The 12,771-nt window shown below is 66.2% G+C and carries 10 protein-coding genes; 7 read left to right on the top strand and 3 right to left on the bottom strand.

What is annotated here, in order from left to right:
- Positions 1-12: 12 nt before the first annotated feature.
- The 3 genes from NTD82_RS03590 (at position 13) to NTD82_RS03580 (ending at position 2,177) form a co-directional block, all read left to right on the top strand.
- Entirely contained in the window at positions 13-474 is a 462-nt protein-coding gene (locus NTD82_RS03590) for a VOC family protein (RefSeq protein ID WP_095153521.1), read from the top strand.
- Positions 475-570: 96 nt separating this feature from the next.
- A complete protein-coding gene (locus tag NTD82_RS03585; RefSeq protein ID WP_262127766.1) occupies positions 571-1,761 on the top strand; it encodes a hypothetical protein in 1,191 nt (396 codons plus the stop codon).
- Between the two features lie 92 nt (positions 1,762-1,853).
- Positions 1,854-2,177: a hypothetical protein gene (locus NTD82_RS03580; protein ID WP_095153523.1), complete on the top strand. Its 324-nt coding sequence runs from the start codon at positions 1,854-1,856 to the stop codon at positions 2,175-2,177.
- Between the two features lie 58 nt (positions 2,178-2,235).
- Here NTD82_RS03580 and NTD82_RS03575 read toward each other — a convergent pair whose 3' ends face one another.
- The 3 genes from NTD82_RS03575 to NTD82_RS03565 form a co-directional block, all read right to left on the bottom strand.
- On the bottom strand, positions 2,236-3,663 hold the full coding sequence (locus NTD82_RS03575) for a sigma-54-dependent transcriptional regulator (RefSeq protein WP_262127765.1): 1,428 nt from the start codon (positions 3,661-3,663) through the stop codon (positions 2,236-2,238).
- The gene (locus NTD82_RS03570; protein WP_262127764.1) at positions 3,629-5,122 is read right to left on the bottom strand and encodes an ATP-binding protein; all 1,494 of its coding nucleotides are present in this window, start codon (positions 5,120-5,122) and stop codon (positions 3,629-3,631) included. Before NTD82_RS03570 ends, NTD82_RS03575 begins: the two co-directional genes overlap by 35 nt.
- A 239-nt stretch (positions 5,123-5,361) precedes the next feature.
- Positions 5,362-6,816, bottom strand: coding sequence for an ATP-binding protein (locus NTD82_RS03565; RefSeq protein WP_262127763.1), 1,455 nt, complete (start codon positions 6,814-6,816; stop codon positions 5,362-5,364).
- 235 nt (positions 6,817-7,051) lie between these two features.
- On the opposite strand from NTD82_RS03565, the gene NTD82_RS03560 reads away from it, so the two are divergent.
- The 4 genes from NTD82_RS03560 to NTD82_RS03545 are packed head-to-tail and all read left to right on the top strand — an operon-like array spanning position 7,052 to position 12,612.
- A complete protein-coding gene (locus tag NTD82_RS03560; RefSeq protein ID WP_262127762.1) occupies positions 7,052-8,398 on the top strand; it encodes a hypothetical protein in 1,347 nt (448 codons plus the stop codon).
- 35 nt (positions 8,399-8,433) lie between these two features.
- Positions 8,434-10,665, top strand: a complete 2,232-nt coding sequence (locus tag NTD82_RS03555) for an Ig-like domain-containing protein (protein ID WP_262127761.1) — start codon at positions 8,434-8,436, stop codon at positions 10,663-10,665.
- 16 nt (positions 10,666-10,681) lie between these two features.
- Complete coding sequence (locus tag NTD82_RS03550) at positions 10,682-11,149, top strand: curlin (protein WP_262127760.1); 468 nt, start codon at positions 10,682-10,684, stop codon at positions 11,147-11,149.
- A 17-nt stretch (positions 11,150-11,166) separates the two neighbouring features.
- Positions 11,167-12,612 (top strand): curlin, encoded by a 1,446-nt coding sequence (locus NTD82_RS03545; protein ID WP_262127759.1) that lies wholly within the window; start codon positions 11,167-11,169, stop codon positions 12,610-12,612.
- Positions 12,613-12,771 lie beyond the last annotated feature (159 nt).

Here is a 12,771-nt window from a genome sequence, read left to right as displayed (position 1 = left end):
GAGGAACACGCAATGACCGCAAAACCCATTCCCGAAGGTGCCCACAGCATCACGCCGTATCTGGGCATCAAGGACGCGCATAAAGCCATCGATTTCTACAAGGCCGCCTTCGGCGCCGTCGAGATGTTCCGTCTCGAAGGCCCGGACGGCCGCATCGGCCACGCAGAGCTGAAGATCGGCGACTCGTCGATCATGCTCGCCGAGCCCTGCGACCAGGCCGCACTGGTCAGCAGCCAGTCGCAACCCGGTGTTTCCGTGGGGCTGCACCTCTACGTCGAAGACGTCGACGCCCGTTACGCCCAGGCGATCAAGGCCGGGGCCACCGAGGTCAATCCGGTGCAGGACCAGTTTTACGGCGACCGTAGTGGCACCTTGAAGGATCCGTTCGGTAACCTGTGGTTCATTTCCACCCACAAGGAAGACCTCTCGGTGGAAGAAATCCGGGCCCGGGCAGCCAAGTTGTTTGGTGGCTGATCGCCGGCTTTTTGATAGTGTGCCGGGACCGCTTCAGCGGCCCATCGCGACGGTTCGGCGCGATGGGCTGCAAAGCAGTCCCTCATGGAATGGGCAATGCGAATAATCGAAAAAAGCGCCACCCTGGTGCGCACCCTCACTCCCGCTGAAGACGATCTTCTGCGCGGTTTCAACCGCGGCACCCTGGAAGGCCCGCGCCTGTTGCAGGCCAACCAGTTGCTGATTAAGGTCCGCGCCGCCGGTCACTGGCTGGCCTGTGACTGTCAGGCCAAAGCCATGCCGGTGCTCAATGTCACTCTCAACAGCCACACCGGCACGCTGTTCCTCAAGAACAACCCCGGCACCGCCGAGCACGCCGCTGACTGCCCGTTCAGCAAGGACGAGCGCGAGGCCGGCGACACCGACGCCCAGGACACCCCGCCCGCCGCCTGGCTGGCGCCGGACACGCCGCTGCGGCTGATTGGCGATTTTCGCCGCGCCGCCAGCGATGAGTCCGGCAGCGCCGGCGCCGGCGACAAGCGCGAGCAGCACCGCCTGCTGTCGCTGCTGCTGACCCTGATCGAGGCCAGCGGCCTTAACGTCTACGCCACCCACCTGAAAAAAGACCTCACCGGCCAGTTCGCCGAGCTGCGCGGCGTGGCCGGGCGTTACCCGCTGATTGACCGGGTGCCGGCCAGCAACTACCTGGAAACCCGCCTCGACATGAAGCACATGATGATGCTCAAGGCGCGCCTGCGGGAATCCACGGTGTTCGGCAACCATCGCCGCCACGGCCTGTTGCTGGACTGCGTCAGCCAGATCAAGGCGCGCAAGGTCTACAACGAGCGCAGCGAAGACGGCTTCGACTTCCAGGGCCACCACCTGCTCTGGGGCGGCAGCCGCACGCCCGGCCCGCTGCTGGCCCTGGCGATCTACTCGCCGGCCAGCGCCGGCAGCCATTTCTACGAACTGATCCATGTCGCCAGCGTGCCGGTGCTGTCCCGCGGCCATCTGTTCCCGGTGTACCGCGATGAAGAGCGCGAGCCGCTGAAAATGCTCGTCTCGCTGATCGACTGGATGGCCAGCAAGGGTGTGCGGGTGATCATGCGCAGGCCGGTGATCGGCGGCCAGGTGATGGACGAACTGCTGCTCAGTTCCGACCAGGACCGGGTGCTCTCGGTGTCCCTGACCGAGCAGCCGCTGGGGCCGGAGCCGGAGGTGGAGAATTTCCGCCGCTATGCCGACTTCAAGAGCCTCGAAACCTTCCGCAAGTACGTGGCGGGCTTTTTCATGCGCGGGCGCGAGTAAGCGCCGCTGGTCGCCGCGGGGAGTATCCGGATCGCACCCTCATGCGAGGGCACGGCCCAATACCAGGTATCCCCGCGAAAAGGAGTTTGACCATGAAGCGTTCTGCCTTTGCCGTACTGCTGTTCAGCGCCCTGCTCGGCACCCATGCCCTGGCCGACAACGGGCCGACCAATCCCAACCCGCCGTCTTCTGGCGCCGGCGCCAACGCCACTGACGTGCCGATGCCCAACGGCACCGACCCGCGCACCCAGGGCAGCGACCCAGGACGCCAGGGTGGCGCGACCACCGACGGCACCGACCGTAGCAAACCCAATGCCATCGACGGCACCGGTGCGGAAAACGGCGTGGGGAAAGGCGGGATCAACGGAACCGGTGGCAGCAATACCGGTGGCGGTGGGTCTGGTAGCGGGCAGTGAGGGTCCGGCTCTTCGGTAGGAGCGAACTGGCTCGCGAAAGCCGCGAAACCGGCTCACCTCACCACTGCCGCTTGTCCGGCCGGGTCAGCCCCAGTTTTTCGATCCGGTAACGCAACATGTCCCGGCTCAACCCCAGCAGCCGCGCCGACTTGGTGACATTCCAGTCGGTGCGGTCGAGCATCTTGCGCACCATGTCGCGCTCCACTTCCGGCAGGTTCATCGACTCCAGCGGATCCGCCGGCGGCCGCGCAGTGAAGCTCGGCGCCGTGGGCATCGCCAGCGGCTCTTCCACCAGGCTCGGGCAGACATTCAGTTGCTGCGGGCCGATCACCTCGCTACCCGTCAGCAACACCGTCTGCTCCAGCATATTACGCAGCTCGCGCACGTTCCCCGGCCAGCCGTAACTGAGCATCAGGTCCTCGGCTTCCACACTGAAACGCAACGGCCCCTTGCCGTAGCGCTTGGCGTGCTGGGCGAGGAAATGCCGGGCCAGAATCAGGATGTCTTCGCCACGGTCATACAGCCGCGGCACCTTGATCGAGATGATCCGCAGGCGAAAGAACAGGTCACGGCGGAATTTGCCCTGCTGCACCATCTGCTCCAGGTTGCAGTTGGTGGCGCTGATGATCCGCAGGTTGACCTTGCGCTCCTTGACCGCACCGATACGGCGGATGGTGCGGTCTTCCAGCAGTTTCAGCAGCTTGGCCTGCAGCAGCAGGTCCATTTCGCCGATCTCGTCGAGAAACAGCGTGCCGCCGTCCGCCGCCTCGACGAGGCCGACCCGCCGCTCGCGGGCATCGGTGAAGGCGCCTTTCTCATGGCCGAACAGCTCGGCTTCCAGCAGGTTGGCCGGAATCGAGGCGCAGTTGAACTCGATAAACGGCCCTTTGCTGCGCGGCCCGTCGAAATGCAGGGCGCGGGCCACCAGTTCCTTGCCGGTGCCGGTCTCGCCTTCCACCAGCACGGGCGGCAGGTCGCCGCCGGTCATGCGCTGTTCGGCATCGAGCAACTGCCGCACCGTGTGCTTGAGCCCAAGCATCGCCGGCGACTCGCCGATCAACGCCTGGATTCCCGATTTCGACGCCTCGCGCTCCTGATAGAACGACAGGGTTCGCTCCATCCGTTCGGTGGCCAGGGCCTTGTCCAGCATCAGCTTGAGCTCGGCCAGCGCCACCGGTTTGGTCAGGTAGTGAAAGGCGCCCTCCTTCATCGCCGCCACCGCGTCTTCGACGTTGCCGTAGCCGGTCATCATGATGACTTTCAGCTCCGGGGCCTGGGCGACCAGGGTGCGCAGCAACTCGTGGCCGTTCATCCCCGGCAGCGAGTTGTCGGTCAGCACCGCGTCGGGCTGGATATGCTGCAAACGCTCCAGAGCGTCTTCGGCGCTGTGGCAAACGGTCACCTCGAACTGCTTGCGCTCAAGGTAGGTCTGGATGTTCTGCGCAAGGAGTTCATCGTCCTCGACCAGCAGGATGCTGTGTTCCATGGTCCCCTCCGGCAACATTGAAAATCAGGCTGACACGGGTTCCTTCCTCCTCACGGCTGGTCAGGCTGACCGAACCACCGAATCGTTCCATGATGCGTTTGACCAGTACCAGGCCGACCCCGAGGCCGCCCTGCTTGGTGGTGAAAAACGGCTTGAAGACCATCCGCTCCTGTTGCTGGCTCATGCCCTTGCCGCTGTCGCTCACAACCATCCGCCACTGCCGCCCGCCCTGCTCCGGGCTCACCTCGATGCCCAGCCGACCGCCCTTGGGCATGGCTTCGAGGGCGTTGGCGAACAGGCTGTTGAGGATCTGCGTCAGCAGCATCGGCTGGATCGACACACTGGCGGCGGCGGGCGTGTCGACCCGCACCTCGACCCGCGAACGCTCGATCTGCCCGGCGAAACTGGCCAGGGCATCGTCGATGGCGCCCAGCAGGTCCACCGCCTCGGCCTCGTCGCTGGCCGGGCGCAGCGACACCAGCAACTCGCGCACCCAGCGCGACATGCGATCGACCTGGCCGATGATGTCGGCGATGTTCTTCTGCGCCGGCTCGCTGGCAACCTCATGGGCCAGTTCGGCGCTGGAACGGATGGTCGCCAGCGGGTTGCGCAGGCTGTGGGCCACCGCCGAGGACATTTCGCCGAGCGCGGCGAAGGTCTCGCTGACCACCAGCCGGCGCTGCTGCGAGGCGAGCATGGCGGCGCCGCGACGGACAATCCAGAACAGCCCGAGGTAGATCAGCACGCCGCCGATGATGCTGCTGCTCCAGATCAGCACGTAGCCGCGCTGGATCCGCCGCACCAGATCCTGGGGCTCCTTGTACACCTCGACCATCGACACCACCTGGGTGCCCGAGGCGTCGAACATCGGGATGTAGTTTTCGATGAACAGGTAACGCGGCTCGCGCTCGAACTGCTGTTCCTCGCGCTCCTCGGCGGCCTTGTGGTAGCTGGCCGAGACCGGCGTGCGCGAGGCGAAGGATTCATCGAGGTCATCATCGCCCTCGATCTTGCGGCCGATCAGTTGCGGATTGGTCGACCAGACGATGGTCCGGTCCAGCGCGTAGACATTCGCCAGCAGCGTGTCAGGCAGGTGCTCGACATGATCGAGGAATTCGATCCGCGCATCTGCCACCACCGACGCCTCCAGGCCCGGGTGCAGGGCGTCCAGCCGCGGGTCGAGCAGCTCGCCCATGGTCACGCTCGCGGGGATGCGCGCATGGCGCACCTCGGCCTGGGCCATGGCCTGGATGAACTGGGCGGTGAGCATCGCGTCGCGCTCGACGCTGTCGTTGACCACGAAGCGGGTGGAGACATAGCCCAGCGCGGCGGCCACCGAAGCGATGATCAACAGGCTGACCAGGGAAAACCAGCGCAGCAGATTGAACGGCTGCTGATTCCGGGCAAGGCGTGCATCGGGCTGGCCGGAAACGGCCGCGTCATCGCTGTTCAGCACCATCGGACCGCTTCCTCGCAGGATGCCCGTGTCAGGAACTTATAGCCCAGCCCGTCCGTGGCGTGAGTCAGCCGTGCCGCCTACGCGACGCACGGTGATGCCATTTCGCCTTTCCGCCCCTCTCCGCCCCCACTCCCTGAATCCCTGAATCCCTGCCCCCTGAACCCTGTAGGAGCGAGCTTGCTCGCGATGGGGCCGGTGGGGTCATCGCGAACAAGGGGTTCAGGGACAGGCCTCAGAAATCACGCCTTCACCCGCCGCAACGCCACCGTCACCCACGTGCCCTGCCCCTCACGACTGCCAAGCTTCACCGTTCCGCCAAAGCGCTCGACAATCCGCCGCACCAGCACCAACCCCACCCCCAGCCCACCGCGCTTGGTGGTGAAGAACGGCTTGAAGGCCATGCGCATTTGCTGGCTGCTCATGCCCTTGCCGGTATCGGCCAGACGGATGCTTACCAAGCGCCGCGTGCGGGCCTGCACCCGCACGCTGAACCGCCCGCCCTCGGGCATGGCTTCCAGGGCGTTGCTGATCAAACTGTTGAACACCTGCGCCAGCATCACCGGCTGGCCCAGCACGCGAATGCCGCTCAGGTCGTCCAGTTCCACCTCGACCCGTGCCCGGATGATCTGCGCGGCATGCGCCTGCAGGCATTCGCGCAGGATGCCGTCCAGCGCCACCGGCTCGGCCTCGTCGCTGAGCGGGCGCAGCGATTGCAGCAGTTCGCGGACCCAGTGCGACATGCGATCAACCTGGCCAATGATGTCGTCGATGTTTTTCCGCGCCGCGCCGTCATCGAATTCCTGGGCCAGCTCGGCGCTGGAGCGGATGCTCGCCAGCGGGTTGCGCAGGCTGTGGGCCACCGCCGAGGACATCTCGCCCAGCGCGACGTAGGTTTCGTTGTTCACCAGTTGCTTGTGCTGCGCCGCCAGCACCCTGGCCGCACGCCGCACGATCAGGAACAGCCCGCAGTAGACCACCGTGGCACCCAGCGCGGTGCCGAGCCAAAGCATCAGCAAACCACGCTCGATCCGCGCGATCAGGTCGCGGGGCTCCTTGTAGATTTCCACCATGGCGGTGACTTGCTCGCCGCTGGTGTCGAACAAGGGGATGTAGTTTTCGATGAACAGGCGCTGCGGCGGCACCAGGAATTTCTGTTCGGAACGGGCGTCGTCGATGTCGTGGTAGCTGGCCGAGACGCGCATCTTGTAGTCGAAGGCCCGCTCCAGGTCGTCATCGGACTCGATCATGCGCCCCACCAGCGCCGGGTTGCTGGACCAGATCACCATGCGGTCCGGCGCGTAGATATTGGCCAGGAGCATGTCCGGCAGGTGGGCGATATGGTCGAGGAATTCCCAACGGGCCATCTGCCGGACCTGCGCCGGGACGTCGCTGAACGAGGCGTCCAGCCGCGGGTCGAGCAATTCGCCCATGGTGCGGATATTCGGCACCGCGACGTGGCGCACCTCCGCCTCGGCGATGGATTGGATGAACTGCGCGGTAAGCAACGCGTCGCGCTCGACACTCTCGTTGATGATGAAGCGGCTGGACACCAGCCCGAGGCCGATCGCCACGCTGAGAATCACCGCCAGGCTCACCACCGCGTACCAGCGCAGCAGGTTGAATGCCGGGCGCTCGCCGTCGCCGTCGAGGGCGGCAGTTTCCAGCGATTGGGCGGCAGGCGGCTGCAGGGTCATGGCGAATCCCCGGGCGGATGCCTTTAGGTATAGCGCAATGCCATGAATGCGGAATCTGCCCCACGCCACATTCCCCAATGCTGGGGCCAGTGCCCCGCCAGACGGCAGTGGGGAAAACCGGGGAAATCCGCTGCAGGCCAAGCCTGGCAAGGCTTTCGCCGCGCTGGTACGGATGTTGCCGATGCTCGTGCAGACGACCCAATTTCCTGGGCCCGCTTGCAAGAGGAATACGCTCATGCACCGTCCAACGCCCCATCCGCTGGCTTTGCTGGTTCTGGCCGGCCTGCTCCAGGCGCCCGCCCAGGCGGCGCTGTTCGATGTCGACCCAGGCCCTTATCTGCATGCCACCGGCGGTTTCGCCGCCTGGTATCAGGACAGCCATGGTCGGGTCCTCGACCTGTGCCTGTCCAAGGCCGTCAGCTCGCGGGTGCCCGGCACCGCCGCGGCGCCTTCGTACATGTGCACCCTGCTGCCCACCCCCGGGGTGTTCGACGACACCCAGGCGATCAATTTCCCCAGCAACTTCCCCGATGAGGCCTTCTGGTTCACCGCCGATGCTGCCCTGGTCGATGCCGCCCGCGGTATCGACCTGAGCTTCGGCACGGCGATCGAAGCCGCCTTTGCCGCCGAAGAACCGGTGGACGGCGATCAGGTCAGCTTTGCCCGGGTGCGCATCCGCGTCGATGTGGCCGCGCCGGGCACCTACGTGATCACCCATCCCTACGGCGTCGATGTGTTCGATGTGCCCGTCGCCGGACGCCGGGCGATCAACATGACCCGGGATATCGGCATCGGCGCGCCGCAGACCTACAATGGCGCGCTGAAAGGCGATGTCGGACCGTTCCTGCGCAGCGTCAACGGCCCCTACAGCGAAACCAACCCGCTGACCGGCGCCAGCGAGCGCTACATCGGCGACCCGAATCTGGAAGAAGCCGTCACCGGCAGCCCGTTCAACACCAACTACGTGCGCATCGAAGGGCCCAACGGCCTGGACCTGCGCACCGAGGTGTTCTCGGTGTCCGGCAAGCTGTCCAGCGTCAACCGGCCGACACCGCTGATCCCGCAGCGCAGCACCTACTCGCGGCGCACGGTCAACGGCAACGCGGTGGCCCAGCAGGACGTGTTCGTCCAGGCCCCGCCGCAGCCGGCCACGGTCACCCTGACCAGCCAGAGCCCCAACCTGCCGCTGAGCGAGGCCAACCACACCGGCGCCTGGTATGCGCAGTCGGCGCTCAACCCGACCCTGCCGGCGCTGCTCACCGTGGCGGCCGACAACACCCCGGCGATCCCCAGCAGTACGCCGAGCACTGCCAGCCTGCCGCTGGTGGACCTGGTCACGATCCAGCGCGCCGAGTACAGCCTCGGCTCCGGGCAACTGACCCTGATTGCCGCGACCAGCGATGAAATCACCCCACCCACCCTCACCGCCCACACCGGCCATGGCGCCGCCATCGGTGCGCTGGGTGGCGAAGGCGCGGTGAAAACCCTGACCACCGGCCTGTCGCCGATTCCGCCAGCGACCGTCACGGTCACCAGCAGCAATGGCGGCAGCGACAGCGAAGAAGTGGTGATCCTGCCATGAACGCATTCACGCCAAGACCCGCCGCAGGAGGCAACATGAACAGATGGCCCCGCCTGGCGCTGTGTGCCGCCGGACTCACCCTGACCCTCGGCAACAGCGCCTGGGCCGGACTCGCCGCGGTCGATCCCGGCCCCTACACCCTGGCCACCGGGCGCTACCCGATGTGGTACCAGGACGACGGCGACCTGTCGCTGGAGCTGTGCCAGTCGCGCGCCGCCAGTTCGCGGCTGCCGGCGGCCACCCCGCCCAACTACATGTGCACGCTACTCCCTGAGCCGGGCATCTACGACGACGCCCTGCCGCTGGTGTTCCCCGACAACTGGCCGCCGGAGATGTTCTGGTTCCTGGCCGAGACCTCGATTCCCGCCGTGGGCAACAGCGGTTATGAACTGGAGGTCTACGTCGCCGGTATCGAAGCCGCCTTCGCCGCCGAGAACCCGGTGGACGGCGACCAGCAGAGCTTCGCCCGCATCCGCATCCGCGCCTCGGTGCCCACCGCTGGCACCTACACCGTGACCCACCCCTACGGCGTCGAAACCGTCACCGTGGCCAGCGGCGGACGCCGCGCGATCAACATCACCCGCGATATCGGCATCGGCGCGCCGGGCGATTTCAGCGGCGCCTTGAACGGCGCGCTCGGGCCGTTCCTGCGCAGCGTCAACGGGCCGTATACCGAGATCAACCCGGACACCGGGGCGTCGGAAACCTATATCGGCGACCCGAATCTCACCGAAGCGGTGACCGGCAGCCCCAACAACACCAACTTCGTGCGTATCCAGGGCCCGGCCGGGACGATCCAGACCAACCTGTTCAGCGTCTCCGGCAAAGTGCTGGACGCCCGCACCCAGACCGCCGCCGAACTGGACCGCGCCACCTACCGGCGTACCGCCGCCGGCAGCCGCGTCGAAGTGTTCGCCCGCTCCGCCAACAGCGCCAGCCTGTGCCTGCGCGAAAGCGTCGCACTGGTACCCGGCACGCCGCCGTCGCCCTGCCAGTACAACCTGCTCGCGGACAACAATGGCCTGTTCTTCGCCCAACGGCTGCTGCCCGGCGCGCCGCCTGCCGTGGTGGTGCTGACCGCCAGCAGCCCGACCGGCGCGACCCGGCCGACCTCGCTGTCGAGCAAGCTCAGTGACGTGGTGAAGATCCAGACCGCGCGCTATGACTGGGCCAACAAACGCCTGACCCTGCAGGCCAGCTCCAGCGACGAAGTGCTGGTGCCGGATCTGGTGGCCCAGGGCTACGGGCGCCTGTCCAAGTCGGGCACGGTGCAGACCCTGACGGTCAACGACCTGGCGCAACCGCCGGCCAGCGTGACCATCAAGTCCGCCGCCGGCGGCAGCGACAGCGAACCGGTACAGGTGCTCGGCAGCGCGCCGGCGCCGGTGGCCAATCAGGCGCCGATAGCGGTGGCCGACAGCGGCAGCACCAGCTTCGGCGTGCCGTTGACCCTCAATCTGGTGGCCAACGACAGCGACCCGGACGGTGACCTGCCGCTGAGCGTCGCCGACCTCACCCAGCCGGCCAACGGCCAGGGCACGGTGGCGTTGAATGGCAGCACCTCGGTGACCTACACCCCGCCCGCCGTGGTCAACGCGCCGATGCAGGCCACCTTCAGCTACCGCGCCCAGGACAACAAAGGCCTGAAATCGGCGGTGGCGACGGTGACCGTCACGGTCGCGCCGAATCAGCCGCCGGTGCCGGTCAACGACAGCGTCGCCACCCTCGGCGTGCCACTGGCTATCGACGTACTGGCCAACGACGGCGACCCGGAAGGCAACCTGCCGCTGGACATCGCCAGCGTCACCCAGCCACCCGCCGGGCGCGGCAGCGTGGCGATCACCGGCAACCAGGTCACCTACACGCCACCGGCCACGGTCACCAGCGCGTTCAGCACCAGCTTCAGCTACGCCATCCGCGATTCGCTGGGGGCGCTGTCGGGGCAGGCGACGGTGAGCGTGCAAGTGTCGCCACGGCCGGCCCAGGAAACCTTCGCGGTCACCGCCGCGGTGGTCCAGGCCCGCTCCAACAACCGCTTCAACTGGGATATCTCGGGCACGTCCTCGGTGACCACCGGCAACACCATCACCGTGCAAGTGACCACGCCGAGCGGCCTGGTGACCCTCGGTACCACCACGGTGCCGGTGACCGGACGCTGGCGGCTGGTGGTGGCCAACAGCACCACCGTCGTGCCGACCGCCAACCCGACCGCCACGATTCGCAGCAGCCAGGGCACGGTGCGTACCGTCCCGGTTGTCGTGCAGTAACAAGGAGGATCGCCGCATGCCGCGCCTGACCCCACTGCTGCTGTGCCTGGCCCTGCTCGGCCAGGCCACGCAGGCCGACGACCTGATGGACAACGCCGACCTGGCCCCCGGCGTCGACCTTGGCGAGTCGCTGCTGCCGCAGATGGCCCCGTCAGGCCAGCATGCGCTGATCGAGCAACACGGCCAGGCCAACCGCGCCGCCGTGGACCAGAACGGGCAGAACCTGCTGGGCACCATCGTCCAGTCCGGTAGCGCCCAGGAAGCCTGGATCCTGCAACAGGGCGCCGACCTGATGGCTGCCATCAGCCAGCAGGGCCAGGGCAACCAGGCGGCCATCGTGCAGAACGGCAGCCACAACCGCGCCGAGATTTCCCAGGCCGGCAACAGCAACAGCGCGACCATCCAGCAGACCGGCACCGGGCTCTCCAGCACGGTGATCCAGGCCGGCAATGGCCAGAACGTGTCCGTCAACCAATACCGCTAAACCCTGGAGGCATCACCATGTTCAAGCTCGCTCCCCTAAGCGCCGCCATTGTCCTGGCGCTTGCCGGCCAGGTCATGGCCGATGACAGCGTGTCGAACCAGAACCAGCTCGGCACCGAGAACATCGCCGAGGTCAAACAACTCGCCGCACCCAACAGCACCAGCAACCAGCAGCAAACCGGCCTGGGCAACAACGCCGCCAGTCTGCAGGACGGCGCCACCGCGCAAATCCTGCAGCAGCACCTGGGCGACTACAACGCCGGCTACGCCGAGCAGTTGTACGAATCCGGCAGCCAGATCAACCAGCAGCAGACCGGCAGCCTCAACACCACCCACGCCAGCCAGTCGATCGGCTACGAGAACCAGGCGACCCAGATCCAGTCCGGCAGCGGCAACTTCGCCTTCATCTACCAGGACACCCAGGAAGGTAGCCAGGCCGTGACCCAGCAGTTCGGCGCCGGCAACAGCGCCTTCGCCGAGCAACTGTTCGGCGGCGTCGCCAACCAGTCGCAAACCCTGCAACAGGGCAATGACAACTACAGCGCCGCCGAACACATGCTTCACGAGAACGGCCAGATCACTATCCAGCAGTCTGGCGAAGGCAACTGGGCCTACGGCGAGCAGAGTTCGGGGCAAGGTGGCGAGGTCAATATCGGCCAGAGCGGCGGCTGGAACAGCGTGCAGGTCTGGCAGGACACCCAGGTTTCCAGCCAGGCCAACGTCGCCCAGTACGGCCAGACCAACGAAACCGTGGTCGACCAGACCTTCGGTGAAAGCAACCAGGCCAGCGTGATCCAGGCCGGCGACCTCAACGCCTTCTATGTCGATCAGTTCGAATCGCTGCAATCGGTGGCGACCCTGTACCAGACCGGTTCAGGCAACGTCGGCTTCAGCTACCAGAGCGGCGACGGCCACCAGCTCAGCGTCAACTCCACCGGCAGTGGCAACCGCATTCTCGCCAGCAACTGGAAAGGCGAGCGCCTGGGCGGCCAGTTCGGCACCCAGCAACGGGCCCAGCTCAACCAGAACGGCAGCGGCAACAGCGCCAACCTGACCCAGAACGGCGGCAACCAGTTGGCCCGCCTCAACCAGAACGGCACGGACAACGAAGCGCGGATCGACCAGGCTGACAGCAACAATGAGCTGTATTTCGAGCAGAACGGCAGCGACAACCTGCTGATCGCCGACCAGCGCGGCACGCTCAACTACGCCACCGGCAGCAGTACCGGCAGTGGCAACAGCGTGACCCTCGACCAGAGCGGCAGCGGTAACCAGAGCTACACCTGGCAGCTTTATGGGCAGGGCAACGAGGCGAGCATCAAACAGACTGATGGGGTCAATGTCGCCTACGTGACCCAGGGCGGGACGGCCAACCAGGCTACGGTGGACCAGAGCGGTATGAATATGAACGCTACCGTTCAGCAGTTTGGTACTGGGAACCAGGCCAGCGTGCTGCAGCAGTGAGCTTCCCGCTTGGCCGCGGCTGGCGATGGGCTGGTCGCGGTCTTTTTTTGGGGGCTTCATGGAATCCCCCCGGGGACGATGATTTTTTGGTCTTGGCTTTGGCTTTAGCTTTGCGGGCTTATCCGTTCGATGCGGCGAGGCTGCCGGCCCCTTCCGCCC

This window comes from Pseudomonas sp. 5P_5.1_Bac1 (assembly GCF_025466015.1).
Classification (GTDB): domain Bacteria; phylum Pseudomonadota; class Gammaproteobacteria; order Pseudomonadales; family Pseudomonadaceae; genus Aquipseudomonas.
Note: the sequence above shows the minus strand (reverse complement) of the source record. Positions and strands in the feature narration are given on the sequence as shown.

Bases quoted from the DNA above. Each gene is read 5' to 3' on its own strand.
- NTD82_RS03555 (WP_262127761.1), top strand. From the start codon at position 8,434: ATGAACAGATGGCCCCGCCTGGCGCTGTGTGCCGCCGGACTCACCCTG.
- NTD82_RS03585 (WP_262127766.1), top strand. From the start codon at position 571: ATGCGAATAATCGAAAAAAGCGCCACCCTGGTGCGCACCCTCACTCCC.
- NTD82_RS03565 (WP_262127763.1), bottom strand. From the start codon at position 6,816: ATGACCCTGCAGCCGCCTGCCGCCCAATCGCTGGAAACTGCCGCCCTC.
- NTD82_RS03550 (WP_262127760.1), top strand. From the start codon at position 10,682: ATGCCGCGCCTGACCCCACTGCTGCTGTGCCTGGCCCTGCTCGGCCAG.
- NTD82_RS03545 (WP_262127759.1), top strand. From the start codon at position 11,167: ATGTTCAAGCTCGCTCCCCTAAGCGCCGCCATTGTCCTGGCGCTTGCC.
- NTD82_RS03570 (WP_262127764.1), bottom strand. From the start codon at position 5,122: ATGGTGCTGAACAGCGATGACGCGGCCGTTTCCGGCCAGCCCGATGCA.
- NTD82_RS03580 (WP_095153523.1), top strand. From the start codon at position 1,854: ATGAAGCGTTCTGCCTTTGCCGTACTGCTGTTCAGCGCCCTGCTCGGC.
- NTD82_RS03575 (WP_262127765.1), bottom strand. From the start codon at position 3,663: ATGGAACACAGCATCCTGCTGGTCGAGGACGATGAACTCCTTGCGCAG.
- NTD82_RS03590 (WP_095153521.1), top strand. From the start codon at position 13: ATGACCGCAAAACCCATTCCCGAAGGTGCCCACAGCATCACGCCGTAT.
- NTD82_RS03560 (WP_262127762.1), top strand. From the start codon at position 7,052: ATGCACCGTCCAACGCCCCATCCGCTGGCTTTGCTGGTTCTGGCCGGC.